This is a genomic window from Bordetella genomosp. 4 (assembly GCF_002261185.1).
Taxonomy (GTDB): domain Bacteria; phylum Pseudomonadota; class Gammaproteobacteria; order Burkholderiales; family Burkholderiaceae_B; genus Bordetella_A.
The window spans coordinates 527,668-553,619 of sequence record NZ_NEVQ01000013.1; the positions used below are offsets into that span (position 1 = coordinate 527,668).

Sequence of the window (25,952 nt, forward strand, 5' to 3'; positions counted from 1 at the left end):
ACAATCAGTCTTTATAAACCTTGATCTGATCGCTCTTGAGCACCTCGGCACTCAAGCTCTTTTCGATCCAGCCCATCGAGGTCTCCTCAACGCCCGGGGTGACCAGATCGGCCGGCACGATGGTGATATCCGACAGCACCTTGAACGGATACTTGTCGCTCTTTTTGGTCACGCCGAAAAGCTGTGCCTCCAGGCTCTGTCCGTCGACGCGATTGAGCGTCAGCTCGCGCCCAAAGCCTTTGAACTTGATGTCATGCATCGCCGCGGCCACCTGCTCGGGCGTAGGCCATGCTCCACCGTTGTCCTTGATGGCCTTTTCGTAACCCGCTTTCAGGCCATTGAGGGCTTGCACCATGTGGTACACCGAGTAAATCGGATAGGCGCCGGTTTTGTCATGGAATTTCTTGATGAACGCCTGGTGGGCGGGATCATCTTTGGTTTCCGGGTGCAGGAAATAATGATCGCCACGCGCGCCGACGTAAACGCCTTCGGGCAGAGCGTTGCCGAGCCGCTCCAGCGAGCTTTCCGCCAGGGACAGGACGAAAGTCGAGTTCTTGAACAGATTGCGTTGCGAGGCCTGGCGTACGAAATTATCCAGATCGCCGCCCCATGAGGTCGACAGGATCACGTCCGGACGCAGCGCCTGCAGGCGGCTGATTTCCGTGGAGAAGTCTGCCGCACCGAATTTCGGGAACATCTCGGCGACGACTTTCACATCGGGTTTGAATTTCTTCAGCGCTGCCATGAAGATGTCGCGCGAATCGCGGCCCCAGGCGTAGTCCTGGTTGACGATGGCCAGGGTCTTGAAGTCCGGCTTCACCTTCATCAGGTACAGCACCTGTGCCACCATCTCGGTGGTGGCGTTGGCCTGGGTACGGACCACGTATTTGTATTTCTTGCCCTCCAGCGCTTTTTCCGTGCCGCAGTCCCACAGCACGTTCAGGACCTTCAGGTCCTCGGCGACCGGCGCCACGATATTGCAGTGGCCGCTGGAAATTGCCGACAGCATGACACGCGTGCCGCCCTCGGCCAAACGGCGATACTCGGTCAACAGCTTTTCGCCGCCGCCGCCCTCGTCGATATAGCTGGGCACGATTTTCACGCCATCGATGCCGCCATTGGCATTGATGTCCTGGATCAAAATTTCGGCAGCATCGCGGGCGGGAATCCCGAACACCGAGGCCGAACCCGACAAATAGGTCGAGATGCCGACACTGAGCTCTTTGGGTTTGTCGGCGGCGTGGGCAAATGCCGCCACGCTCGATAGCAGCACGGCGCCCAGCATGGGGGTCAGCCTGGAAAGTTTCTTCATTGTGTTGTCTCCTGGTCCAACGGTTTATGTTGTCAATGCAAATGGGTAATGAAATGCACCCTCGTTAAAACACAATCGCGTCGCGCAGATTGCTCCCTGTGGCCAACTCGTCAAAACCTTCGTTGATCTGATCCAGCGTAAAGGACTTGCCCATCATCTTGTCTACCGGCAAACGGCCGCCTTTGTACAGATCGATATAGCGCCCAATATCGATGGCAGGCACCCCCGAGCCCAGATAACTGCCTCGGATTTCGCGTTCCTCGCCCACCATTTGCGACAATGACAGCGAGAAACCCAGTTTGGGATTCGGCAGGCCTGAGGTAACGGTGGCACCGCCCCGGCGAGTCAGTTTGTAGGCAGTTTCAAACGCCGGCACCGCGCCCGCCATATCCAGCCCGTAGTGCACGCGGCCGCCAGCCAGGTCATAGAGATCGTCATCGCTCTTGACCTGCTTGGGGTTCACCGTATGCGTGGCGCCCAGCTCACGCGCCAAGGCCAGTTTGTCATCGGACAGATCCACCGCCACTACCCGGCGCGCGCCAGCTGCGACGGCAGCGAGCAAGGCGCTGAGACCCACGCCGCCCAAACCGACAATCGCCACATCGTCGCCTGCCTTGACGCGGGCGCGGTTCAACACCGCTCCCGCCCCGGTCAAGACGGCGCAACCGAATAGTGCCGCCTCGCGATGAGATAGTTCGACATTGACCTTGACGCATGAACGGCGTGACACCACGGCGTATTCGGCAAAGCACGACACACCGGTGTGGTGATTCAGATACTCGTCACCGACATGCAAACGCCGCGCGCCGCTCAACAATGTCCCTTGCGTATTCGCGGCCGCCCCTGGTTCACATAGTGCCGGCCTGCCCTCCAGGCAGGGATGGCAGCATCCGCAGCTGGGGACGAAGACCATGGCGACATGATCGCCGGCTTTCAGATCCGTGACACCGGCCCCGACCTCCACGACCTCACCCGATGATTCGTGGCCCAGCACCATAGGCAGGCCGCGTGGGCGGTCGCCATTGATGACGGATAGATCTGAATGGCAAAGGCCCGCGGCACGGATACGCACCAAGACTTCGCCAAAACCTGGCGGGTCCAGTTCGACTTCGGTGATTTGCAAGGGACGGCTGTCTGCATAAGGTGCAGTCAGGCCCATATTGCGCAAAACGGCGGCTTTGATTTTCATCGACAACTCCGAAAAATCTGAACGCATGGCTGCTGCGAACCGGCTGCAGCAAAGACACATCTATGTAAAACCTCAGGCACCCAGCTATGCGTCAGTACCTGTCAATACGAATCGCTGAATCCTGTGCTGCATGACTACGTCCTTCAATCGTGCCACACAGGATCGCATGACTACACCATTCAAAGCACGCCGCTCTGCATCAAATCGTGCGGCCACCGTCCACCGGGAATTCGACGCCGGTGATGAACTCCGCGGCGTCGCTGGCCAGATACAGCGCAGCCGCGGCGACATCCGACGGTTGGCAGAAACGGCCCAATGGAATCGTGGACGAGAATTTCGCGCGGTTCTCCGGCGTGTCCGGCAGCCCCATGAACAGCTCAAACATGCCCGTCACGCCCATCACCGGGCAAATGGCGTTGACACGGATATTGTCGGGCCCCAGTTCAACGGCCATCGACTTGGACAATACGTTTACAGCGCCTTTGGAGGCGTTGTACCAGCTCAGCCCGGGACGCGGACGAATGCCCGCGGTGGAGCCGATGTTCAAGATCACACCGCGCTTTTGCTGCCGCATGTGCGGAATCACGGCCTGCGACATGTGGTAGATGGATTTCACATTGACCGCGAACATACGATCAAACATTTCCTCATCCACATCCAGCATGGGCTGGTTTTTGTGGGTGATGGCGGCGTTGTTCACCACGATGTCCAATCCGCCAAACGCTTCGAGGGTGTGCTTGACCATCGCATCGATGTCCGCACGGCTGGAGACATCCGCCTGCAGTGACAGCGCGACGCTGCCGATCTCGCCGGCCACGCGATCAGCGGCCTTTTTATTGATGTCGGCGATCACGACCTGAGCGCCCTCTTTGGCGAACAGCTTGGCGATGCCTTCGCCAAAGCCACTGCCTGCGCCCGTGATGATGGCGACTTTGCCTTGTAATTGACCCATCTCTCTCTCCGTCTTCTGCCTGGGGTTACTTACCGTGTTGCCAAATGGTCTTCAGTGTCAAGAACACGATTCACTGAGGGCCACCCGTATTGTGTTTACATGCGGCCCTGCGATGAAGTCTCACCTCAATTCAGCGCGATCGCGCCACGTTCAATGGTCCAGATCTGGTCCGGGATATCGCCGAGCAGTTTGACATTGGACTCGGTAATCACCACACACAGATCAGGTTGCAAGTCTTTCAACCGGGCCAGCGCCTCGGTGTAGTCGCGCGCGAGCTTCGGCGCCAGCCCCTGAAAGGGCTCGTCCAGCATCAACAGGCGCGTGCCCACCATCACCGCTCTCGCGAGCGCCACCATCTTGCCCTGCCCGCCCGACAGGGCCGCGCCGGAACGCGCCAACATGGGTTCCAGCTGAGGTACGACCTTCAGCACCGTGTCGATACGTTGCCGGATCGCGTCATTCGACTGGCCCTGGACTTCACAAGGCAGACGCAGGTTCTGCTCCACCGTCATCGTGGGAAAAATCACGCGGTCCTCGGGGGAATAGCCGATCTGGTGTGCCGCCCGCAGATGTCCCGGCAATGCCGAGAGTTCGATGCCGTCGAACTCGATGCGCCCGGATTTCAGCCGGGTCAGGCCCATGATGGTGCGCAACAGCGTAGTCTTGCCCGCGCCATTGCGGCCCACAATGCCGATCGTTTTCGCCGCCTCGAATCGGGCGGTGACATCACGCAGAATGCGATTGCCGGCGAGGTCTACGTTAATGGCCGATAGATTCAACATGGCTCATACCCCCAGGACTTCGCTCTTGATTTGCGGATGGTTCAGGACGTGCTCGGGCGAACCGTCGGCAGCGACCTTGCCGGCGATCCACGCCGCCACGCGCGTGGCGTAGCGAGATACGATATCCACGTCGTGTTCCACGAACCAGCTCGTCACCCTGCGCTCGTCCAGCGCATGCATGACAGTTTCCATCAAGCCGTGTTTGTCCTCCGAGGCTACGCCGCTGGTGGGCTCGTCCATGATCAGGAGTTTGGGTTGCAGGGCCAGAGCCATCGCCACGTCCAGCAGCTTGCGTTTGCCCTCCGGCAGCTCAATGCAAAGCGCATCGGCGTCCGGCAGCAAGCCCACCAGATCCAAGGTCGCATCGACTTCGCGACCATCTATGGTGTGCTCCAGGGCACGGAACCAGCTCAGGTCTTTATTGCGTCTCGCGGCGGCAATTTGCACGCATTGGCGCACCGTATGCTCGGTAAATAACTGCGGCAATTGAAACGAGCGTCCGAGGCCGAGCCGCACTATCCTGCGCGGCGCCATGCCGGTCACGTCTTTGCCGTTGAAGTACACCTTGCCCTTTGAAGGCTTCAGGTATCCGGTGCAGATGTTGATGAACGTGGTCTTGCCCGCACCGTTCTGCCCGATCACGGCCAGGCGCTCGCCCTCATGCAGCTCAAAATCAATATTGTCCGCCGCCACCACGCCGCCAAAGGCGAGCGTCAGGCCGGTCGTTTTCACTAACGGTTCCATGCTCAGTTCCTTGCCGGTTTGGAGTTGGCGATGCGCTTCACGATCTGACCGACAAAGCCAGTTGGGAAGATAAAGATCACCAAGATCAGCGTCAGCCCCAACAGGAACTGCCACAGTCCAGGGAAATAGGCGGCCGACGCCAGCTTGACGAACTCGAACGCGGCGGCACCCAGGAATGCGCCAGCCGCGTGGCCCGCACCGCCCAGAATGGTGATGAAGACGAACTCCCCTGACCGTAGCCAGGAACCCAGTTCAGGCGTGACCAACCCCTGCATCAAGGCGAGCAAAGCACCCGATATGCCCACCACCACAGCCGACAACAGATACCCCTTCCACATGATCAGATAGGCCGAAAAGCCCAGGTACTCGATGCGAGTCTCATTGGTCTTGATGGCGGACAATGCCTGCCCGCTGCCTGAACGGAAATAACGTTGTACCCACCACGCCAGCAGCAGCGACAACACCAAGGTCAGCACCAGCAGGCCACGCTCAAAGGCCGCGCGTTCCATAACCATGCCGAACAAGGTAGGACGCACGATGCGCAAACCATCTGAGCCGCCCGTCAAGTGATAGAGCTTGCCCAGCAACGCAAAGAGCACCATGCTGAGCGCGAGGTTCAACATCCCGAAGAAAATCCCCCGGTAGCGCACCACAAATGAGCCGACGATCAATGCAGCGGCGAAGCTGGCGACGACACCCGCCAGGATCAATAACAACGCATCTGCGCCGGGCATGGCCCGCGCCAGGAATGCCACCGTATATGCCGAGATGCAGGCATACATGGCATGACCGAACGACACCTGGCCCGCGCGCGCCATGATCGAGACCCCCAGGGCAGCGATGGCGTATGTCAGCCCGATCACAATCGGCGTGATGGTCCAGGAAAAGCTATAGCCCACGATGAGGGTGATAAGCGCGGCCAGTACGCTGAGGATAGGAACGCTCATCAGATCCTCCTCGCTTGAGCCACGGTGAACAAGCCATGCGGCCGGATGATCAGCACGAGCACCATGATGATGTAAGGGACTGCGACTTCCAGTTCCGGCGCGGTGTAGACCGTCATGGCGCGGATGATGCCGATCAACAGCGATGCGATCAACGCACCTGTGATCTGCCCTAGGCCTGCCGTGGCTACCACAGCAAAGGACAACACCGTCATATCCGTACCGGCGCCAGGCACGAGCGAGGTCGTGGGCGCCGCCAGCGCACCGCCCAGAGCCCCCAGAATCGTCGCGATCACAAAAGTCACCAGGCCGATTTTCTTTGCGTTGATGCCCAGGGACGTCGCGACTTCGCGATGGTGGGTCATGGCCACGGTCTGCTTGCCCAGTTTGGTGTGCTTCAGGAAAAACTCCAGGAACACATAAGCCAGCAAGGCGGTCACCGGCACGATGATCAACTGATACGTCGTGTAGGTGATGTCGCCCAACTCGATATTGCCCAGCCGGTTTACCACCTCGCTGGCGCTATAGGGCTGCGCACCCCAGATCATGCGCTGGATATCTTCCAGCATCAAAAACGCCCCAAAGGTCAGCAGCAGTTTGAGGATGGGATCGTAGTTCTGCGCGCGGCGGATCAGCAAAAACTCCATCACGCCGCCTAACACCAGCCCCACGACAATCGCGGCCGCGAACAGAGCCGCAAACAACAAAACGGGGGATTCGCTATGCGGCGCGAGCGCCATGACAAAAGTGGCCGCCGCATAACCGCCATACGCATAAAACGCACCATGAGCGACGTTCAGTATTCCCATGACGCCAAACACCAGCGTCAGGCCCATCGAGACCAAAAATAGCAGGCTGGCATAAGCCACGCCGTCTACCAAGGCCAGAGGCAGTAGATCCCAGGTCAAACCTTGTCTCCTTCTTTTATGGAATACCGCTGGAACGTGAGGCCTTGTCCTGCAGATAAACAAGGTCGTACATACACAGCGATAGGGGGTTACCCGGGTGTGAGTCACACCCTTCTCTGTTGTGGTGACAAAGTATAGGTATACCCCCCGGTCAGGACCTATTTAATTTTCTGGAAACCCAGCTTAATGAACCCTGAAGGGTTATTCTTGCAATCTCGGCCTTTATTCAGTCTCGTTTTCACTATCACACCATCATGCCTATGTCCGCTTCCTGGCCATATCCCACCCATATTGCTCATCGCGGCGGCGGCCGCCTGGCGCCCGAAAACACATTGGCTGCGATGCGCGTGGGTGCAGCGCATGGTTTTCGCATGGTCGAGTTCGACGTCAAACTCAGTCGCGATAACGTCGCCTTTCTGTTGCACGACGATGACCTGGATCGCACAACAGACGGCTGTGGTCCTGCTGGCGCCCTGCCCTACACGGAACTGGTGTTGCTGGACGCGGGCGGCTGGCATTCACCGGACTATGTGGGCGAACCCGTTGCCAGCTTTCAGGCCGTAGCCCGCTACGCGATTGCCAACCACATTGCCTGCAACGTCGAAATCAAACCCAGTCCCGGCCGCGAAGCCGAAACCGGCACCGCAGTAGCGTTAACAGCACGGGCGCTCTGGCAGGGCGCCACCGTCGCGCCCTTGCTGTCCTCGTTTTCCGAAGCCTCTCTGGCCGCCGCCCAGACCGCCGCACCGGAATTGCCCAGGGCCCTGCTGGTCGAACAAGTGCCCGTCGATTGGCGTGAACGCTTGGCCAAGTATGATTGCGTCGCCCTTAACATCAATCAGCGTGATGCCACGCCTGAACTGATCGCGGACGTACACGCCGCGGGCTACCGCATCGCCGCCTGGACCGTCAACGAGCCGGCGCGCGCGCAACTGCTGCTATCCTGGGGCATGGACGCCATTTTCACCGACGAGCTGGCCAGTATTTCCCCTCTTGCCTGACGACAGGAAATTATTTTGTTTAGTTATCGACACGCTTTCCATGCCGGCAATCATGCCGACGTGTTAAAGCACGCGCTGCTGGTTCAAATGCTGGATTATCTGAACCGCAAGGACACCCCCTACTGGGTCATCGACACCCATGCTGGCGCAGGTTTGTATGCGCTCGATGGCGAATGGGCCAACAAGAACGCCGAATTTGCCGATGGCATCGGCCGCCTGTGGGACCTGAAAGACCTGCCGCCGCTTTTGGAAGACTACGTCGCCCAAGTCCGGCGCTATAACCCTAACGGGCGCTTGCGTCATTACCCCGGCTCGCCCTGGCTGACATTGGACGCACTGCGCGACCGCGACCGGTTGCGGCTGTTCGAAATGCATCCGAACGAATCCGGCATCTTGGCCAGCAATCTCGAGAAACTCGACCGCGTCGCATTACGTCAAACCACTATCTTCGCGGCCGACGGTTTCGAAGGCATGAAATCACTATTGCCCCCGCCCACGCGGCGTGGAATGGTGCTGATCGATCCCTCATACGAGGACAAACAGGACTACAAACGCACTCTGAACGCCGTCAAGGAAGGCCTCAAGCGTTTTGCCACCGGCACCTATGCCGTCTGGTATCCGCTGGTTCAACGGCGCGAGGCTACCGAAATGCCTCGCCACCTCGAAAACCTGCCGATCAAAAACTGGCTGCACGTATCGTTGACGGTAAAACGACCCGCAGCCGATGGGTTCGGCCTGCATGGCAGCGGCATGTTCATCGTCAACCCGCCCTGGACCTTGCACGCGGCATTGAAAGAAACGATGCCCGTCCTGACGAAATTGCTAGCGCAAGACGACCGCGCTACCTACAGCCTGCAGCATCGTACAGACTGATAAACCGTCTGGCAGTCCGCAGCCTCTCCTCATACGATTGACTCGTCGCAGCGTGCGGCACCCGCGTTCACCGATTGGCTAGTTGGTGCTGAATAGTCGTGGGGAGGGTGGCGTGCTTATGGACGTCGAGCCGAGGCAATCGGGCCGTGAGGGCTTCACAAAGCCGGTCCGGCGCGCGGGCGCCGGACACCGTGTTCGCTCACCTCGTCCGCGCCTTCGCGCTTCCTTCGGTATCCGCTCCACTCGGCTTTGAGGCGCCCTCACGGCCCGATTGCCTCGGCTCGACTCGCAGTAATTCAAGCTCATCACATCGCTGGCACGGCTGTCTTGCTTGGCGTTTTTCTGTGACCGTGTTGGCAAAGAGGAAGATCTTGCAGGGCTGCTATTCGCGCGTGCCCTGCACACGCGCGAATAGCGATCGGTCCGGGCATGCGGCGGGGTGGCGTGGTGCCAAGTTGGAAGATCTGCTTGGCTAGAGTTGATGCATGCGACGATGATACGTAGAACGTACGACGAGATGTAGAGCATGACGCATGTGGCGCATCCGACGATGCGTAGTAAGTCTCTATGTGTCACGACGCCCTAGCTCGAGAGATCTTCTGTTCATCTCCGATGCCAAAGCCTTCGCATGCAGATCACGCACGCTATTCATGGCCGCGCCCGTAGGCGGCCATGAATAGCAGCCCTGCAAGATCTTCATCCTTGCAAAAGCCAGTTCCTACGAAGCCTACGTAGACCACCCGTGCCAGCGACGAGGGAATCAGAGATACTGCGAGTCGAGGCGGGGCAGTGACCGTGTTGGCGCGCCTCGTGGCCGAGCGAGTGGATACCGTAGGGAGCGCGCAGGCGCGGACGAGGTGAACGAAGCGGTGTCGGACGCGCAGGCGGCCGACCAGCCACGTGAAGCGCCAACACGGTCACTGCCCCGCCTCGACGTCCAATAGCACTCGATCCCCCCGTCCTGCGCGATTACCTCCGCAACATCCCCCACAAACTCGCCAACAACAACAAAACAAACAAACTCAAACTCCAGAGCGCATACTCCACCCCGAGCACTTCCACCATGGCATCCATGCAACTGGCATAAATCCCAAACAGCCAAGGCACCGCCCCATCCAACCCCGACGCACTCATGAACTGATCCGCAAACGTCTGATCGCAAGAAAACATATGCGCCGCCACATCATATTGATACCAAGCCGCAGCAATCCCGCCGACGCTCAATAAGGCCGCCAACCCCGCGCACAACCGAGCCAGCACCCGCACATTGGCACCGATCAAAGCAATCACGCCGATAGTCAGATAGATCAAGCGCTGCAACACACACCATGCGCAAGGCGGCATGTCATACACATGCTGCGACACCAGGGCAACGCCCAACGCACCAAAGCAGAGAATGGCGATCAGCCATAACAGGCGACGAGAAGATTGCATGTAATGTGCACCGAGGTAAAAAATATGATGCCGGGCCATACCACAGCCCGGCATCGTTACAGAAAGGAAAGACCGATCATGCGCCGTATCAGGCGTCGTTCGACGAATATCCCATGTTGAACTGCAGCCCGCCGGTAGACTCATCGCCACCTGGGTCGCCACGCGATTGGCCCAGGCGCTCGAGGTATTCCGCCGTAATATCGCCGGTCACGTACTGACCGTCAAAGCACGACGACTCAAAACGCGTCAGAGCCGGATTGATATCCGTGACCGCGCGCTGCATATCGCTGAGGTCTTGATAGATCAACCCGTCAGCACCGATCGTACGCGCGATTTCCTCGTCAGAACGGCCGGTGGCGATCAACTCGCTCTGCGTAGGCATATCGATGCCATACACGTTGGGGAAGCGCACTGGAGGCGCAGCAGAGGCGAAGTAGACCTTGTTTGCGCCAGCGGCACGCGCCATATCGACGATTTCGCGGCTGGTCGTGCCGCGCACGATGGAATCATCGACCAGCAGCACGTTTTTGCCCTTGAACTCGCTGCCGATCGCGTTGAGTTTCTGGCGAACAGACTTACGGCGCACCGCCTGGCCCGGCATGATGAACGTACGGCCCACGTAGCGGTTCTTGATCAGGCCTTCGCGATAATCGAGTCCCAGACGGGCGGCCAACTGCATGGCGGCAGGACGCGACGAATCCGGAATCGGCATCACGACGTCGATGTCGCCCAGGCGCATATTGCGCGCGACCTTGTCGGCCAGGTATTCACCCATGCGCAGACGGGCGTCGTACACCGACACGCCATTGATCATCGAATCCGGACGTGCGAAATACACGTATTCGAAAATACACGGAACGAGCTGCGGATTTTCAGCGCATTGGCGGCTGACCATGCGGCCGTCCAGATCGACAAAAATCGCCTCGCCCGGCTCGACGTCGCGCACAAACGCAAAACCGCTACCCTCAAGGGCGACCGATTCCGAAGCGACCATCCACTCGACGCCCTCATCGGTTTCCTGGCGGCCGATACACAACGGACGAATGCCGTGCGGATCGCGGAATGCCAACATGCCATAGCCGGAAATCTGGGCCACGACAGCATAAGCGCCACGCACCCGTTTGTGCACGGCTGCGACAGCGCGAAACAGCGTGTCGTCATTGAGCGACACGCCCGTGGCAGCCGACTGCAGCTCGTGCGCCAGCACATTGAGCAGCACCTCGGAATCGGAATTCGTATTGATGTGGCGGCGGTCATCGCGATACAGCGACTCGCGCAACTCGCGCCAGTTGGTCAGATTGCCGTTATGGGCAAAAGTGATGCCGAACGGGGCGTTCACGTAGAACGGCTGCGCTTCTTCTTCGCTGGCGCTGGAGCCCGCCGTGGGGTAGCGCACATGACCGATACCGCTGGTACCGGGCAGCGATCGCATGTTGCGGGTGCGGAAAACATCCCGCACCAGGCCGTGGGCCTTGAACATGTTGAAGTGGCTGCCTTGGGACGACGTCGCAATACCAGCCGCGTCCTGGCCACGATGCTGCAGCAGCAGCAAACCGTCATAGAGCAGCTGGTTGACCGGCCCGCGCCCAATGACCCCGATGATTCCACACATGGTGATTTCCCGTTAAACGAAACTTAGTAGGGCAGCCACGTCGCCAATGACGGCGGCAACCACAACTTGATATGCCTGACGGCCTCGGTGGCCGAATGCGAAAACATGGCGTTTTGCCACCAGGGCTCTTGCGGCAACGGCGTATAGCCGCCCAACGCCACCAATATCAACACAAACAACAAACCTCGCGCCAAGCCGAACACGGCGCCCAGGCCATGATCTGCCGGCGACAAGCCGGTCGTACGGATCAGGGCAGCCAACGTCATATTGAGCAGCCCTACCCCTAGCAACACCAAAATAAACACCGCTGCGTACGCAATACCCATACGCAGCATCGGAGTCTCTATATAGGGTTCAATCCAGCCATATACAGAGGGCCCCCACCAGATCGCTGCCACGAAGGCCAACAGAAACGCCATCAACGACAGGATTTCTTTCAGCAGGCCGCGTACCAACCCCAGCAGACCAGAGGCTGCCAGGATGGCCAACACGACGAAATCGAAACCGGTCACTGGCTGGCGATGAAGCCGTTGTCATAACCCAGCGTGCGCAGGCGTGCCTGAGCGGCCTGGGCTGCCTCACGCGACGGGAATGGCCCCACGCGCAGGCGGTACGACTGTTTACCTCCAACGGAAGCTTGTTCGACAAAGGCGTTGGTGACGCCGGCCTGGTGCAGCTTGGTACGTCGCGACTGGGCATCGGCCTGGGCGCCGTACGAGGCGATCTGCAGGACGAAATTGCCTTTGGCGGCGGGCTTAGGCGCGGCCGGCTTGGGTGCAGCTGGCGCAGGCGTGTCTGTAGGAGAACGGCCCTCCAGCAGCGCCAACGCCCGCGCACCGTCGTCGTCGCGCGGCTTGGGCGGCGTGACTGGCGGTTTGGTCGCCGGCGGCTTGGGCGGGGTCACCGCGGCAGGCGGTGTCTCGGGGCGCTGAGCGGTGGCAGGCGGCGGCGTCTCGGGCGGTGTAGAGACGTCGGGCGGCATGGGAACGGCCGGCGGCTCTGCGGGAGTCGTCGCAGGCGGTGTGACCGCGGTGCCCTCTGGCGTGGTACCCGTGGCAGCATTGCCCGCGTCGGCCACGGCCGGTGGCGAAACCTGTGGTTGGTAAGGCGTATTGCGATCCGGCAAACGAATGGGGATATCGTCCGCCACTGGTACGGGCTCGGAGTCCAATACCATCGGCAGCACGATGACAGCTGCGAGCACCAGCGCGACGGCGCCAGCTAACCGCCGGCGAGCACGCCCACGGAGTTCTGCCGCCTGGGCTTCGCTCGATACCGACGGACGCGGTCTAGAGGGCGATGCCTGAGAGGCGGAGTCTTTGCGAGTGAAAAATCCCATGGGCAGGAATTCCTTGCGACCTGACCGGAGCCTGCGCCCCGACTGCCGAAACCTTAAATTTTGCGACCCAGTGCCTGCAAAACCGCGGCAACGGTGAGAAACGAGCCAAACACCACGATTCTATCACCCTCGCCTGCCCGTTCACGGGCCGCAGCGAACGCTGCCGCGGGGTCGGCGTACGCTTGCACAGTAGGGCCGTCGGAATCAGCCGGAGCCGTCTCGATGGCAGATGAGACGTGCTTGGCGAGGTCGTCCCCGCTGCCTCCGCGGGGCCCTGGCAACCCTGCGCAATACCAGTGATCGATACGCCCCAGCATCTTGGCCAGCACGCCGTCGACATCTTTGTCGTTGAGCATGCCGACGACCGCATGGGTGTAGGGATGAAAACCCATGTTATCGAGGTTTTGCGCCAGCACTGCCGCCGCGTGCGGGTTGTGCGCGACATCCAGAATGATGGTGGGTTGACCGGGCAAAATCTGGAATCGGCCCGGCACCGATGCCTGCAACAGACCGATGCGGACGGCTTGCTGGGGCACGGGCAGACGGTCGCGCACCGACTCCAGTGCGGCCAGTGCAGCGGACGCATTCAGCAATTGATTTGCGCCCCGCAATGCGGGATAGGCCAATGCATTGCGGCGCTGGCCGCGGCCGCCATAGGCCCATTGCTGGCGATCGCCGGAATAGTTGAAGTCTTTACCAAACAGCCACAGATCGGCGCCGATCTCTGCGGCGTAGTCCAGCAACGATTGTGGCGGCTGCGGATCACTGCATATGGCCGGCCGGCCGTTGCGGTAGATATGGGCCTTTTCCCAGCCGATTTTTTCGCGGGTATCGCCCAGCCAGTCGGTATGATCCAGATCGACGCTGGTGATGATGGAGCAATCGGCATCAACGATATTGACGGCATCCAGACGCCCCCCGAGACCCACCTCGAGCACGATGGCATCGAGATTCGACTGCGCAAACAAACGCAAAATTGCCAGCGTGGTGAACTCGAAATAGGTCAGCGTAATCTCGCCGCGTGCCGCTTCGACTGCGGCAAACTGCTCGGTCAACGCAGCGTCGCTGGCAATCTCGCCGTTGACCCGGGCGCGTTCATTGAAATCGATCAAGTGCGGCGAGGTGTACAAGCCCACCCGATAGCCCGCGGCCAGCAAGATGGCCTCGAGCATGGCACAGGTCGAGCCCTTGCCATTGGTGCCGCCGACGACGAACTTCACGCCGTTCAGTTGCAATGCCAGGCGGTCCGCCACCTGCTTGACCCGGTCCAGCCCCAGATCGATAGCCTTGCTGTGAATGGATTCAAGGTACTGCAGCCACTGAGGCAACGGCGTGGCGGCGTCTAAACGGGGGGCAGACATGAAAATATTCGAAAAAGGCGAAGACGCGGCAGTGTAACAGCCGCGTTGGCCTACCGGGGCATAGTCCCTGTTGCCGTTGATGGATTCGGCGACTGGTCGGCCCAGGCGAAAACTACGCCGCTTGCAGCATCAAATCCAGGTTCTGCACCGCTGCCCCCGAAGCCCCCTTACCCAGGTTATCGAATACTGCTGTCAAAAGAATCTGGCCATGCTCGGGATTGGAGAAAACAGCAAGCTCCATATTATTGGTGTTATTCAAACGCTGGGGGTCCAGGGCCTGCAACGCGGAAGACCCGGCTTGCGGCAACACACGCACGTGTTGCGCACCCGCGTAATGATCGGCAAGGCAGGCGTGCACCGCCTCGGCATCCGCACCCGCGGGCAACAGCCGTTGTTGTAACGCAATAGTGAGCACGATCCCCTGGCGATAAGACCCGTACGCCGGCACAAAAACCGGCGGCAATGCCAAGCCGGCATAACGTTGAATCTCCGGGACGTGTTTATGTTGCAGCGGCAAGCCATAGATCTGGAACGCGGGCAGGCTGCTGGACTGTTGGCTGCCGCTGCTCCCTGCTCTGTGCGGATCGACGCCCTCGTACCGTTCGACAGCCGCGCGCCCGCCGCCGGAATACCCCGACACAGCGTGAATGGCCAGGGGATAGTCAGACGGCAGCAAGCCCGCCGTCACCAAAGGCGATAGCAGGCCGACAGCGCCCGTAGGATAACAACCCGGATTCGTGACGCGTTTGGACTGCGCAATCAGACGCGATTGATCGGCGCTCAACTCCGGAAATCCATAGGTCCAGCCATCCTGGACGCGATGGGCCGAACTGGCGTCGATGATGCGCACGTCGGGATTTTTAACCAGCGCCACCGCCTCGCGCGCCGCCGCGTCGGGCAGGCACAAAATGGCAATATCGCAGGCGTTCAACGCCTCGGCGCGACGTTGCGGGTCCTTGCGATAAGCCGCCGGCAAAGTGTCAATGACGATATCGCCGCGCCCCTGCAAGCGCGCATGGATCTGCAGGCCCGTCGTGCCTTGGTCGCCGTCGATAAAAACATGAGGGATGGTCATCGCAATGATCCTGGTGAAAGTTCGATGGCGTTTATCGTGCCTCCGACCGTAGAATTAGAAAAGTTGAATTTAATAATCTATTTATTCAGAAATTCTGACCTGTGAGGCATCATGCGGGAAATCAACCTGGATCAGTTGCGCACGCTCGTCACGATTGCTGACCAGGGTTCGTTCGCCAAGGCAGCGGCATTGCTGCACCTGGCGCCGCCCACGGTCAGCCTGCACATCAGCGAACTGGAGCAGCGCGTAGGCGCACAACTGCTGTCCCGGGCCAAGGGCCATGTACGCCCCACGGCCATTGGCGAGAGCCTGATCGACCATGCACGAAAGCTGCTGGCGGACGTGACGCATGCGCTGGATGACGTATCACGCCAGGCCCAAGGTCTGGCGGGCCGCGTCCGTCTGGGAGCGTCCACCGGCGTCATCGCTCATTTACTGCCGCGAGCGCTGGCGTCTTTAGCGCAATCGCATCCAGCCATTGACGTACAAATCGCAGTCCTGACCTCGCAACAAACCCTTGCGCAATTGAGCGACGGATCGCTCGACATCGGCATCGTCGCCTTGCCCCAGTCCAAGGTTGCAGGCCTGACCATCCAGCCCTGGCGGCGTGATCCCGTTGTGGCATTCCTGCCAGCGGCCTGGCGTGCACCTGCTCATATCACCCCGCGTTGGATGGCCGAACGGCCGCTCATCCTGAACGACCCCGGCACCCACCTGTCTCGATTGACCACACAGTGGTTTGCCAAGGTCGGCCTGCGGCCTGTTCCCCGCATCGCGTTGAACTACAACGACGCCATCAAGAGCCTCGTCGGTGCAGGTTACGGTGGGACATTGCTGCCTCACGAGGCGGGCGCGCCAGCGCCGGATGAACGCATTCTCATGCGGCCATTGCGACCGGCTTTGTGGCGGCAATTAGGCGTCGCTTATCGCGAGCAACTGAGCGAGCCCGTTACACGGCATATGTTGGCGGCTTTGTGGGATTTACAGCAGCAGTGAAATCCAGTTGTTTTGCCAGCTAGTGGCCAGACACCATCGCCGCAAGCCTCACTCGCGGCCAAGCAGATCTTCCAACCAAGCACCACGCCCCCCCCCCGTAGCATGCCCGGACCGATAGCTTGAGGTGGCCGCGCAGGGCGGCCGCCGAAAGCAGCACCGCAAGATCTTCTTCTTTGCCATCGCGGCTGCAGAAAAACGCCAAGCAAGAAAGTCGTGCCAGCGATGCAGAGAATTCTAATTGCTGCCAGTCGAGCCGAGGCAATCGGCCCGGCCGGGCGCCTCAAAGTCGAGTGGAGCGGACACCGTAGGTAGGCCCGAACGGGCCGGACGAGGTGAGCGAACACGGTGTCCGGCGCCCGCGCGCCGGACCGGCTTTGTGAAGCCCGGCCGGGCCGATTGCCTCGGCTCGACGACCAACAGAACCCTCTCCCCCCGTAAACAAATCATTCCGCTGCCCGGGAAAACCCCCTTGCCCAACATTTCACATCCATGAAATAATTTTCACACTCATAAAATTCAACCATCCAATCATGCCCAACCTCCCCACCTGGCTAGTCCGCGAATCCCAAGTCCCCGGCTACCACCCCGCCAACCACACCGGCACCCTCAACCGCCGTCTGATCGGCCGAGAAAACGTCGGCGCCAAACACGTAGAAGTCCTATTAGGCGTAATAGAAAAAGGCCAAGGCGCCCTACCCCATGCGCACCCCGGCATCGAGCAAGTCTGTTATCTGCTAGAAGGCACCGCCCGCGCGCAAGTCGGTGACGAATCCGCCGACATGGTCGCTGGCGACTGCTGCTATTTCCCCCCGGACATCCCGCACGTTTTCACCGTCACCAGCGACACCCCCGTGCGTTTGCTGGTCATCTACTCGCCGCCCTACGAAGAATCACCAGATCGCGTAATACGCGGTTTCCCAGCCCCCGCAACGGGAAAAGCGTCCACGTAATACCCTGCCACCCGGCCCAGCGGCCACGGCCAGCTAAACCGCCATCACAGAGCCGCAGCCATCCACCAACCGGAGAGAGACCCCATGTTGTTACGCATCCTACGCGCCGCGGCGCTATGCAGCATCGCACTTGCGTCCGTATTCACGTCCCCCGCCCAAGCCGCCTATCCTGAAAAACCGATCACGCTGATCGTGCCCTTTCCCGCAGGATCCGGCACCGATGCGGTAGGCCGGATCTTTGCCGCCGAACTAGGCCAGATACTGGGTCAACAAGTGATCGTGGAAAACAAACCCGGCGCCAACGCCACCATCGCCGCACAGTACGTCGCACGCGCCAAACCCGACGGCTACACCTTGTTCGTCACCACGAACACCTCGCATTCCGCCGCACCGTTCCTGATGAAGAACGTCCCCTACGACCCGGTCAAGGATTTCACGCCGATTGCACGTGGCGGCAACTTGCCATTTCTGTTGGTGGCCAATCCCAAACAGCCCTACACCACGGTAAAGGAACTCATCGACTACGCCCGCAAAAATCCGGGCAAAGTCACCTATGCCAGTGGCAATAGCACAGGCATCGTCGCAGGCGGCACCCTGGCGCATCGCGCCGGCATCGACATTCTGCATGTGCCTTACAAAGGGACCCCGCAGGCTCTGACCGATCTCGTCGGCGGCCAGGTCAACATCATGTTTACTGATCTGGCCTCGGGCCTGCCGTTCGTGCAATCCGGCCAACTGCGCGCATTGGCCGTGTCCACGGCAGAACGCAGCACCATCGTGCCAGACCTGCCCTCGATGCGTGAGGCCGGCGTGAGCGATTTTGATTTGAACTCATGGAACGGCTATTTCGGCCCGGCGGGGTTGCCGCCGGAGATCGTGACCAAACTCAATGCCGCCATCAACCAGATCGTCAACAAACCCGACGTGCGTAAACGCTTGGCAGATCTCGGGTTCGACGCGTTTAGCGGCACACCCGAAAGTTTCGCCGCCTTCGTCAGCGAACAACGCGACCTCTGGGGGAAACTGATTAAAGACGCAGGGATCCAGGCGCAATGATCGCGCTGTTTTTACAGAGATATACAGATTGCGCCTCGCCCTCTGCACCTGCATTGATGCGTGTTGACGAAGTGTACGGCGCCAGCAAACCACAGAGATTCGAACACTATGCAGCATGATGACGCACCCGCCCGCAACGGGCCGACATCTGACATTGACGCAGGCTCATCACCTGTGAACACCGGTCCGCTGTCCGGCGTACGCATTCTGGATTTGAGCTCAGTCGTCATGGGCCCGTATGCCACGCAGGTATTGGGTGACCTGGGCGCAGACGTGATCAAAGTCGAATCTCCCGCTGGCGACAACATGCGGGCCGTCGGCCCGATGCGCAACGCCGGCATGGGACATTTGTACCTGCATTTGAATCGCAATAAACGGTCCATCGTGCTGGACCTGAAAACCGAAGCGGGCCGCGAAGCGTGTCTAAAGCTGGCAGAGAACTGCGATGCGCTGCTCTACAACATCCGGCCTCAAGCCATGGCGAGACTAGGCCTATCGTACGAGGCCGTGTCCGCCCGCAACCCGCGCCTGGTCTATATTGGCGCCTATGGTTTCAGCGAGGCCGGCCCCTATGCGGGGCGACCTGCTTATGATGATTTGATCCAGGGACAAACAGGCATTGCGGATCTGTTTCGCCAACAGAGTGGCGACGTTCCGCGCTATGCGCCATTGACGCTGGCAGATCGCGCCGTTGGCCTGCATGTGGCCATCGCGCTCGTGTCCGCCGTCCTGCATGCTCGTGCGCAAGGCCAAGGCCAATCGGTTGAAATCCCCATGTTCGAAGGCATGGCCCATATGGTGCTGGGCGATCACCTGGGCGGCGCGACATTCGAGCCAGCGCTGGGTCCTACCGGCTATGCCCGCCTGCTCGCCGCGCATCGGCGCCCCTACGCAACCGCAGACGGCTATTTGTGCCTGCTGATTTACAACGACAAGCACTGGCGAAATTTCTTTGCATTAATCGGCCGGTCCGAGTTGGAGCAAGACCCGCGTTTTAGCAGCCACACCGCTCGCGCTCGTCATATTGATGAGGCGTATGCCTTTGTGGCCGAAATCATGCGTACGCGCAGCAGTGCCGAATGGCTCGCAGACCTGACGCAAGCAGACATTCCCGCGGCGCACCTTTATTCAGTAGACGATCTGATTCGAGACACACATCTGCAGAGCACGGGTTTTATTCGCGAACTAGACCATCCGACCGAGGGAAAATTGCGTACGACCGCGCCGCTGGGACGCTACGAGCGCACCCCGACCACCATACGCCGGCCTGCGCCCCGCTTGGGAGAACACAGCCGGGAGATCCTGCGCGAAGCCGGTTGCACCGATGCCGAGATTGACGCACTGATTGCCGCGCGAGCCACGCAGGAAGCCAGACGTACGTGAGGGTTATCGACGACCTGCTTCAGAAAACGTGGCACCAGAAAGACACACACCGCGCCGCCATACTCGGGCGTCGCGGGCCGACAGAGGAACTTCGACATGGACTTTGAATTTTCATCCGATCAACTGGCGTTGCGCGATGCAATTGAACGCGTGTGCGAGCGCTATTCCAATGAATACTGGCTCGAACGAGATCGCGACGGCGGTTTTCCCCATGACTTTCATGCTGATCTGGCACGCGATGGCTGGTTAGGCATTGCCATGCCGCAAGCGTATGGCGGCGCCGGATTGGGCATGACAGAAGCCGCGCTGATGATGCAAACCATCGCCGCCTCAGGCGCGGGTTTTGCCGGCGCATCAGCCGTGCATATGAATATCTTTGGCTTGAATCCGGTAGTCGTATTTGGCAGCGACGAACAGCGCCAGCGCTGGCTCGAACCGTTGATTGCTGGCCGCGAAAAGGCCTGCTTTGCTGTCACCGAGCCCGATGCAGGCCTGGACACCACCAAACTTTCCACGCGAGCAGAACGTCATGGCGACGAGTACATTGTCCATGGCCGCAAAATCTGGATCTCGACCGCACAAGTCGCTCACAAGATGTTGCTGCTGGCCCGCACCACGCCGCTGGCCGACGTCGCCAAACCCACCCAGGGCCTGTCGCTGTTCTACACCGACCTGGACCGCAGCAAAATCGAAGTCCGCGAAATCGACAAAATGGGCCGCAAAGCCGTCGACTCCAACATGTTGTTCATCGACGGCCTGCGCATCCCCGTCGCAGACCGCATCGGTGAAGAAGGCCGAGGCTTTGAATACATTTTGCACGGCCTGAACCCCGAACGTATCCTCATCGCCGCCGAAGCCGTCGGCATAGGCCGCGCCGCCCTCGATCGAGCCGTGCAGTATGCGGGCGAACGCACCGTATTCGGACGCCCCATCGGACAGAACCAAGGTATTCAACATCCCTTGGCCCAAGCATGGATGCAATTGGAAGCAGCCAATCTAATGGTCTTCAAAGCAGCCAGCATGTACGACGCCGGCTTGGCCTGCGGCCCCTACGCCAATACGGCCAAGTATCTCTCTGCAGAGGCGGGACATAATGCCTGCCAGACAGCCGTACTCACCCTGGGTGGCATGGGCTATGCCAAGGAATACCACGTTGAACGTTTATTGCGGGAGAGCTATATCCCGCGCATTGCACCGGTCAGCCCGCAATTGATCATGTGCTTCATAGCGGAGAAGGTGCTGGGTTTGCCAAAGTCTTATTGAATCGGCGTGGAGAGACTATTGGTGTTGAAGATTAGAGAGTACTGACGGACCTCCTGCGAGGCGCAGGCATGCAATCAACGAGTCTCCAAAGAGACCCTCCCCGCATCATCGTCGCAAGCCTCAACGCAGCCAAACAGATCTTCCAACCAGGCACCACGCCCCCCCCTCCCGCATGCCCGGACCGATAGCTTGAGGTGGCCGCGCAGGGCGGCCGCCGAAAGCAGCACCGCAAGATCTTTCTCTCTACCATTGCGGCGGCAAAAAAACGCCAAGCAAGAAAGTCGTGCCAGCGATGCAGAGAATTCTAATTGCTGCCAGTCGAGCCGAGGCAATCGGCCCGGCCGGGCGCCTCAAAGTCGAGTGGAGCGGACACCGTAGGTAGGCCCGAACGGGCCGGACGAGGTGAGCGAACACGGTGTCCGGCGCCCGCGCGCCGGACCGACTTTGTAAAGCCCGGCCGGGCCGATTGCCTCGGCTCGACGACCAATAGAACCCCTCACCGCAAGCAAAAACCCTATCCCTGCTCCAACCCCGTACAAGCCGCCCTCAATATCCGAGCACACTCCTCCTGCCGAGGCTCCAGCCGATAAACCGGCCCCCCCACAGAAATCGCATACGTCTCCCCCGACAATGTCACAGGCCAAGCCAGTGCGCAAACGTCGGAAATCGACTCACCGAGATTCATGAACCACCCCCGCTGCCGAGACAATTCGAGGTCGGCATCAACGGCCTCGATGGAGGTCAAGGTACGCTCGTTATAGCGAGTCAAAGAATAGCTATTGAGCAACGCATGCCGAGCCTTCGTATCCAGGACAGACAGCAACGCCTTGCCTAAAGAGTTCGCATGCACCTCGCGAAACTCGCCCGCTACCGGGGCATAGCGAATGGTATGCGGAGAATCCAGCACATCCAGATAGACAACCTTGCCGTCTCCGCTGAGCTTGCCGAACACAATCGTTTCCTGCGTCGCATCGCGCAGTTCGACCAAGCTGGGATAAACACGGTCCAGGACCGGATCAGACGCGGCGATGCGTTGCGCCATCGCCAGCAGCCGACCCGTAGGGTAATAACCCTGCCGACGTCCTGTCTCGTACAAATAGCCGAGATCGGCCAACGTACGAATCAGCGCCAGACAGCTCGAAACCGGCACGCCCAATAGGCGCGCCAGCTCCGACAAGGGCAACGCGCGCCGCTCGCGAGCATAGGTTTCTATGATCTCGATGACGCGCAGCGCTGTCTTGACGCTCATGGGCTGGGCAAACAGGCGTTCACGAAAGGATTACTTCTTGCGCATCGGAGGCAAATCCGTGCACACGCCTTCCGCGACTTCAGCCGCCATACCGACAGACTCGCCCAGCGTCGGATGCGGATGGATGGTCTTGGCAATATCGACTACATCCGCGCCCATCTCGATCGCCAACGCGATCTCGCTGATCAAATCGCCCGCATGCGTGCCGACAATGCCGCCACCCAGAATGCGGTGCGTTTCGGCATCGAACAGCAGCTTGGTAAAGCCCTCGTCGCGGCCGTTCGCAATCGCGCGGCCCGATGCCGCCCAGGGGAACAGGCCCTTTTCGACCTTGATACCCTGTTTCTTGGCCTCGTCCTCGGTCAAGCCGACCCATGCAACTTCCGGATCGGTATAGGCTACCGACGGGATCACACGGGCATCGAAGAACGACTTCTGGCCTGCCGCAGCCTCTGCAGCCACATGGCCTTCGTGCACGGCCTTGTGCGCCAACATGGGCTGGCCCACGATGTCGCCGATCGCATAAATATGCGGCACATTGGTGCGCATTTGACGATCGACTTCGATAAAGCCGCGATCCGTCACGGCAACACCGGCCTTGTCGGCGGCGATTTTCTTGCCGTTCGGGCTGCGGCCCACCGCCTGCAACACCAGGTCATAGCGTTGTGGTTCTTTCGGTGCGCCCTCGCCTTCGAAGCTGACGTAAATGCCGTCTTTCTTCGCTTCGGCGCCGACGGTCTTGGTCTTGAGCATGATGTTGTCAAAACGGTCGGCGTTCATTTTCTGCCAGACCTTGACCAGATCACGATCCGCACCTTGCATCAGGCCGTCGAGCATTTCCACGACGTCCAGACGCGCGCCCAAGGTGGAATACACCGTGCCCATTTCCAGGCCGATGATCCCGCCGCCGATGATGAGCATTTTTTTCGGAATCTCGCGCAGCTGCAATGCCCCGGTCGAGTCGACGATACGTTCGTCATCGGGCAGGAACGGCAGCTTCACCGATTGACTGCCCGCCGCAATGATGGCGTTCTTGAAACGGATGGTCTGTGTCTTGCCATCAGCGCTCTTGACCGACAAGTGGTGCGGATCGGCAAACTCGCCGACACCCGTGACCACCTTGACCTTGCGCGCCTTGGCCATGCCGGCCAGGCCGCCAGTCAGCTTCGCCACCACGCTGTCTTTGTAGCCGCGCAGCTTGTCCAGATCGATCTTGGGTTCGCCAAAGCTGATCCCGTGCGCAGCCAGCGCACGTGCTTCATCGATGACGGCTGCGTTGTGCAACAGCGCCTTGGACGGAATGCAGCCTACGTTCAGGCAGACACCACCCAGCGTTTCGTAACGCTCGACCAGCACGACGGACAGACCCAGGTCTGCTGCACGGAAAGCCGCCGAATAGCCGCCGGGGCCTGCGCCCAGGACCAGCATGTCGCATTCCAGATCTGCGGAGCCGCTGTACGACGCCGCCGTCGGCGCCGGGGCTTTGTCAGCCGCGGCAGCCGCCGGTGCCGGTGCCGGCGCAGACGAGGCCTGCGACGCGTTGCCGCTCGCTTTCGTCTCGGCCTGGGCATTGCCGCCCGCGGGTGCTGCGGCTTTGCCCGCGTCCGCCGACGCCGCCTCAGCAGCCTCGACCTGCAGGATCACCGTGCCCTCGGCGACCTTGTCGCCGACCTTGACCTGCACGGATTTCACCACGCCGCCTGCGGACGCGGGGATTTCCATGGAGGCCTTGTCGGATTCGACCGTGATCAGGCTTTGTTCGGCCTTGATCGTGTCGCCCGCGGCAACCAGCACCTCGATGACCTCGACTTCCTTGAAGTCACCGATGTCGGGTACCTTGATATCAACCAGTGTGCTCATGAGGCCTCCTTACAGCAAGATGCGGCGGAAGTCGGCCAGCAACTGACCCAAGTACGCATTGAAACGCGCGGCAGCGGCACCGTCGATGACACGATGGTCATAGGACAGCGACAGCGGCATCGTCAGGCGCGGCACGAACTGCTTGCCGTCCCAGACGGGCTTTTGCGCCGAACGCGACACACCGAGGATGGCGACTTCCGGCGCATTGATGATGGGCGTGAAGTGCGTGCCGCCGATCCCGCCCAGCGACGAAATCGAGAAGCAGCCGCCCTGCATTTCGGCGGGAGAGATCTTGCCTTCGCGAGCCTTCTTGGACAGCTCGCCCATTTCCTTGGCGATCTCGATAATGCCTTTCTTGTCCGCATCGCGGATGACCGGCACGACCAAACCGTTAGGCGTGTCGGCAGCAAAACCGATATGGAAGTATTGCTTGTAGATCAATTGATCGCCATCGAGCGACGCATTGAACTCGGGGAATTTCTTCAGCGCAGAAACAACGGCCTTGATCAAGAACGCCAGCATGGTGACTTTGACACCGGCTTTTTCGTTCTCTTTGTTCAAGGTCACGCGGAAGGCTTCCAGGTCAGTGATGTCCGCTTCGTCATTGTTGGTGACGTGCGGGATCATGACCCAGTTGCGATGCAGGTTTGCACCCGAGATTTTCTTGATGCGCGACAGCGGCTTGGCGTCGATCGGACCGAACTTGGTGAAGTCGATCTTCGGCCACGGCAGAAGGCCCAGCGCAGCGCCGTCGGCGCCGCCAGAAGCCGCTGCAGCCGGAGCCGCCAAGGCTTGCTTCACGAAGGCGCGCACGTCGTCGGCCGTGATGCGGTCTTTCGGGCCGGAGCCTTTGACCTTGCTCAGGTTCACGCCCAGCTCGCGCGCGAACTTGCGCACCGAGGGCGACGCATGCGGCAACTGGCCGGGCTTCAGACCCGGATCTTCGAGCGCGGCAGTAGGCGCGGGCTTGGCAGCCGATGCAGCAGGTGCTGCGGCAGGCGCAGGGGTGCTGGCAGCCGGTGCGGCGGCAGCGGCTGCGGGCTGTGCGCTGGGCTGTGCCGCGGCTGCTGCAGGCGCGGAGCCGGCGCCGCTTTCCACTACCACGATCACGGTGCCCTTGGACACCTTGTCGCCCACCTTGGTCTTGATTTCCTTGACCACACCGCCGGCCGACGCCGGGATTTCCATCGAGGCCTTGTCGGACTCGACGGTGATCAGGCTTTGTTCGGCCTTGATGGTGTCGCCCACCGCGACCATGACTTCGATGACTTCGACTTCCTTGAAATCGCCGATATCGGGCACGGCAACTTCCACCAGGCCGCCGCCTTTCTGGTCCTGTTCCGCCGGTGCGGCAGCAGTTGCAGGCGCTGCCGCCGGAGCGGCCTCGGCCGCAGGGGCTGCTGCAGGCGCGGCGTCAGCCGACGCTTCGCCCGCCTCGACTTCCAGGATGACGGTGCCTTCGGCAACCTTGTCACCGACTTTGACCTTGACGGACTTCACGACGCCGCCGGCCGACGCCGGGATTTCCATCGATGCCTTGTCGGACTCGACGGTGATCAGGCTTTGTTCGGCCTTGATCGTGTCACCCGCCGCGACCAGAACTTCGATGACTTCGACTTCTTTGAAATCACCGATGTCGGGTACCTTGATTTCCACGAGTTTGCTCATG

Annotated in this window: 23 protein-coding genes; 7 read left to right on the forward strand and 16 right to left on the reverse strand. The window is 60.3% G+C overall.

Annotation, left to right across the window (positions count from 1 at the left end):
• Positions 1-4 precede the first annotated feature (4 nt).
• The 7 genes from CAL20_RS12730 to CAL20_RS12760 all read right to left on the reverse strand — a co-directional run bounded on the left by CAL20_RS12730 (position 5) and on the right by CAL20_RS12760 (position 6,831).
• On the reverse strand, positions 5-1,312 hold the full coding sequence (locus CAL20_RS12730) for an ABC transporter substrate-binding protein (RefSeq protein WP_218830710.1): 1,308 nt from the start codon (positions 1,310-1,312) through the stop codon (positions 5-7).
• A 64-nt stretch (positions 1,313-1,376) separates the two neighbouring features.
• A complete protein-coding gene (locus CAL20_RS12735) occupies positions 1,377-2,501 on the reverse strand; it encodes a zinc-dependent alcohol dehydrogenase family protein (RefSeq protein ID WP_094821361.1) in 1,125 nt (374 codons plus the stop codon).
• Between the two features lie 199 nt (positions 2,502-2,700).
• A complete protein-coding gene (locus CAL20_RS12740; RefSeq protein ID WP_094821362.1) occupies positions 2,701-3,453 on the reverse strand; it encodes an SDR family oxidoreductase in 753 nt (250 codons plus the stop codon).
• 125 nt (positions 3,454-3,578) lie between these two features.
• Positions 3,579-4,235, reverse strand: a complete 657-nt coding sequence (locus CAL20_RS12745; protein WP_094821363.1) for an ABC transporter ATP-binding protein — start codon at positions 4,233-4,235, stop codon at positions 3,579-3,581.
• Positions 4,236-4,238: 3 nt separating this feature from the next.
• Entirely contained in the window at positions 4,239-4,979 is a 741-nt protein-coding gene (locus tag CAL20_RS12750) for an ABC transporter ATP-binding protein (protein ID WP_094821364.1), read from the reverse strand.
• A 2-nt stretch (positions 4,980-4,981) separates the two neighbouring features.
• Positions 4,982-5,926: a branched-chain amino acid ABC transporter permease gene (locus CAL20_RS12755; RefSeq protein ID WP_094838031.1), complete on the reverse strand. Its 945-nt coding sequence runs from the start codon at positions 5,924-5,926 to the stop codon at positions 4,982-4,984.
• Positions 5,926-6,831, reverse strand: coding sequence for a branched-chain amino acid ABC transporter permease (locus CAL20_RS12760; protein ID WP_094821366.1), 906 nt, complete (start codon positions 6,829-6,831; stop codon positions 5,926-5,928). The genes CAL20_RS12755 and CAL20_RS12760 overlap by 1 nt, the downstream gene beginning before the upstream one ends.
• A 254-nt stretch (positions 6,832-7,085) precedes the next feature.
• Here CAL20_RS12760 and ugpQ point away from each other — a divergent pair, with 254 nt between their 5' ends.
• Both ugpQ and CAL20_RS12770 read left to right on the forward strand, forming a co-directional pair.
• A complete protein-coding gene (gene ugpQ, locus CAL20_RS12765) occupies positions 7,086-7,832 on the forward strand; it encodes a glycerophosphodiester phosphodiesterase (protein WP_373558293.1) in 747 nt (248 codons plus the stop codon).
• A gap of 15 nt (positions 7,833-7,847) precedes the next feature.
• Positions 7,848-8,705: a 23S rRNA (adenine(2030)-N(6))-methyltransferase RlmJ gene (locus CAL20_RS12770; RefSeq protein ID WP_094838033.1), complete on the forward strand. Its 858-nt coding sequence runs from the start codon at positions 7,848-7,850 to the stop codon at positions 8,703-8,705.
• A 969-nt stretch (positions 8,706-9,674) separates the two neighbouring features.
• Here the strand turns inward: CAL20_RS12770 and CAL20_RS12775 are convergent.
• The 6 genes from CAL20_RS12775 to argC all read right to left on the reverse strand — a co-directional run bounded on the left by CAL20_RS12775 (position 9,675) and on the right by argC (position 15,526).
• Positions 9,675-10,139 (reverse strand): disulfide bond formation protein B, encoded by a 465-nt coding sequence (locus CAL20_RS12775; RefSeq protein WP_094838381.1) that lies wholly within the window; start codon positions 10,137-10,139, stop codon positions 9,675-9,677.
• An 88-nt stretch (positions 10,140-10,227) separates the two neighbouring features.
• Positions 10,228-11,751: an amidophosphoribosyltransferase gene (gene purF / locus CAL20_RS12780; RefSeq protein ID WP_094820790.1), complete on the reverse strand. Its 1,524-nt coding sequence runs from the start codon at positions 11,749-11,751 to the stop codon at positions 10,228-10,230.
• A gap of 23 nt (positions 11,752-11,774) precedes the next feature.
• Positions 11,775-12,263, reverse strand: coding sequence for a CvpA family protein (locus CAL20_RS12785; protein ID WP_094820789.1), 489 nt, complete (start codon positions 12,261-12,263; stop codon positions 11,775-11,777).
• The gene (locus tag CAL20_RS12790) at positions 12,260-13,090 is read right to left on the reverse strand and encodes an SPOR domain-containing protein (protein ID WP_094838034.1); all 831 of its coding nucleotides are present in this window, start codon (positions 13,088-13,090) and stop codon (positions 12,260-12,262) included. The genes CAL20_RS12785 and CAL20_RS12790 overlap by 4 nt, the downstream gene beginning before the upstream one ends.
• A 53-nt stretch (positions 13,091-13,143) precedes the next feature.
• Positions 13,144-14,451, reverse strand: a complete 1,308-nt coding sequence (folC, locus tag CAL20_RS12795; protein WP_094838035.1) for a bifunctional tetrahydrofolate synthase/dihydrofolate synthase — start codon at positions 14,449-14,451, stop codon at positions 13,144-13,146.
• 112 nt (positions 14,452-14,563) lie between these two features.
• Positions 14,564-15,526: an N-acetyl-gamma-glutamyl-phosphate reductase gene (argC, locus tag CAL20_RS12800; RefSeq protein ID WP_094838036.1), complete on the reverse strand. Its 963-nt coding sequence runs from the start codon at positions 15,524-15,526 to the stop codon at positions 14,564-14,566.
• Positions 15,527-15,637: 111 nt separating this feature from the next.
• Between argC and CAL20_RS12805 the strand changes: the two genes are divergently transcribed.
• The 5 genes from CAL20_RS12805 to CAL20_RS12825 all read left to right on the forward strand — a co-directional run bounded on the left by CAL20_RS12805 (position 15,638) and on the right by CAL20_RS12825 (position 21,174).
• Positions 15,638-16,522: a LysR family transcriptional regulator gene (locus CAL20_RS12805; protein ID WP_094838037.1), complete on the forward strand. Its 885-nt coding sequence runs from the start codon at positions 15,638-15,640 to the stop codon at positions 16,520-16,522.
• A gap of 530 nt (positions 16,523-17,052) precedes the next feature.
• Positions 17,053-17,472: a cupin domain-containing protein gene (locus CAL20_RS12810; RefSeq protein WP_094838038.1), complete on the forward strand. Its 420-nt coding sequence runs from the start codon at positions 17,053-17,055 to the stop codon at positions 17,470-17,472.
• Positions 17,473-17,556: 84 nt separating this feature from the next.
• Positions 17,557-18,528 carry a Bug family tripartite tricarboxylate transporter substrate binding protein gene (locus CAL20_RS12815; RefSeq protein WP_094838039.1) on the forward strand — a complete coding sequence of 324 codons (972 nt, stop codon included), beginning with the start codon at positions 17,557-17,559 and terminating at the stop codon, positions 18,526-18,528.
• Positions 18,529-18,636: 108 nt separating this feature from the next.
• Positions 18,637-19,911 (forward strand): CaiB/BaiF CoA transferase family protein, encoded by a 1,275-nt coding sequence (locus tag CAL20_RS12820; RefSeq protein ID WP_373558294.1) that lies wholly within the window; start codon positions 18,637-18,639, stop codon positions 19,909-19,911.
• A gap of 96 nt (positions 19,912-20,007) precedes the next feature.
• Positions 20,008-21,174, forward strand: a complete 1,167-nt coding sequence (locus CAL20_RS12825; RefSeq protein WP_094838040.1) for an acyl-CoA dehydrogenase family protein — start codon at positions 20,008-20,010, stop codon at positions 21,172-21,174.
• 514 nt (positions 21,175-21,688) lie between these two features.
• On the opposite strand, the gene CAL20_RS12830 is transcribed toward CAL20_RS12825, so the two are convergent.
• The 3 genes from CAL20_RS12830 to aceF are packed head-to-tail and all read right to left on the reverse strand — an operon-like array spanning position 21,689 to position 25,951.
• Entirely contained in the window at positions 21,689-22,423 is a 735-nt protein-coding gene (locus CAL20_RS12830) for an IclR family transcriptional regulator (protein ID WP_094821533.1), read from the reverse strand.
• Positions 22,424-22,453: 30 nt separating this feature from the next.
• Positions 22,454-24,283, reverse strand: a complete 1,830-nt coding sequence (gene lpdA / locus CAL20_RS12835; protein WP_094821534.1) for a dihydrolipoyl dehydrogenase — start codon at positions 24,281-24,283, stop codon at positions 22,454-22,456.
• A gap of 9 nt (positions 24,284-24,292) precedes the next feature.
• Positions 24,293-25,951, reverse strand: a complete 1,659-nt coding sequence (aceF, locus tag CAL20_RS12840; protein ID WP_094838041.1) for a dihydrolipoyllysine-residue acetyltransferase — start codon at positions 25,949-25,951, stop codon at positions 24,293-24,295.
• Position 25,952: the final 1 nt, after the last annotated feature.

Coding starts and splice junctions, on each gene's coding strand:
- CAL20_RS12730 (WP_218830710.1), bottom strand. CDS start 1,312: ATGAAGAAACTTTCCAGGCTGACCCCCATGCTGGGCGCCGTGCTGCTA.
- CAL20_RS12735 (WP_094821361.1), bottom strand. CDS start 2,501: ATGAAAATCAAAGCCGCCGTTTTGCGCAATATGGGCCTGACTGCACCT.
- CAL20_RS12740 (WP_094821362.1), bottom strand. CDS start 3,453: ATGGGTCAATTACAAGGCAAAGTCGCCATCATCACGGGCGCAGGCAGT.
- CAL20_RS12745 (WP_094821363.1), bottom strand. CDS start 4,235: ATGTTGAATCTATCGGCCATTAACGTAGACCTCGCCGGCAATCGCATT.
- CAL20_RS12750 (WP_094821364.1), bottom strand. CDS start 4,979: ATGGAACCGTTAGTGAAAACGACCGGCCTGACGCTCGCCTTTGGCGGC.
- CAL20_RS12755 (WP_094838031.1), bottom strand. CDS start 5,926: ATGAGCGTTCCTATCCTCAGCGTACTGGCCGCGCTTATCACCCTCATC.
- ugpQ (WP_373558293.1), top strand. CDS start 7,086: ATGCCTATGTCCGCTTCCTGGCCATATCCCACCCATATTGCTCATCGC.
- CAL20_RS12775 (WP_094838381.1), bottom strand. CDS start 10,139: ATGCAATCTTCTCGTCGCCTGTTATGGCTGATCGCCATTCTCTGCTTT.
- purF (WP_094820790.1), bottom strand. CDS start 11,751: ATGTGTGGAATCATCGGGGTCATTGGGCGCGGGCCGGTCAACCAGCTG.
- CAL20_RS12790 (WP_094838034.1), bottom strand. CDS start 13,090: ATGGGATTTTTCACTCGCAAAGACTCCGCCTCTCAGGCATCGCCCTCT.
- folC (WP_094838035.1), bottom strand. CDS start 14,451: ATGTCTGCCCCCCGTTTAGACGCCGCCACGCCGTTGCCTCAGTGGCTG.
- argC (WP_094838036.1), bottom strand. CDS start 15,526: ATGACCATCCCTCATGTTTTTATCGACGGCGACCAAGGCACGACGGGC.
- CAL20_RS12805 (WP_094838037.1), top strand. CDS start 15,638: ATGCGGGAAATCAACCTGGATCAGTTGCGCACGCTCGTCACGATTGCT.
- CAL20_RS12810 (WP_094838038.1), top strand. CDS start 17,053: ATGCCCAACCTCCCCACCTGGCTAGTCCGCGAATCCCAAGTCCCCGGC.
- CAL20_RS12815 (WP_094838039.1), top strand. CDS start 17,557: ATGTTGTTACGCATCCTACGCGCCGCGGCGCTATGCAGCATCGCACTT.
- CAL20_RS12820 (WP_373558294.1), top strand. CDS start 18,637: ATGCAGCATGATGACGCACCCGCCCGCAACGGGCCGACATCTGACATT.
- CAL20_RS12825 (WP_094838040.1), top strand. CDS start 20,008: ATGGACTTTGAATTTTCATCCGATCAACTGGCGTTGCGCGATGCAATT.
- CAL20_RS12830 (WP_094821533.1), bottom strand. CDS start 22,423: ATGAGCGTCAAGACAGCGCTGCGCGTCATCGAGATCATAGAAACCTAT.
- lpdA (WP_094821534.1), bottom strand. CDS start 24,283: ATGAGCACACTGGTTGATATCAAGGTACCCGACATCGGTGACTTCAAG.
- aceF (WP_094838041.1), bottom strand. CDS start 25,951: ATGAGCAAACTCGTGGAAATCAAGGTACCCGACATCGGTGATTTCAAA.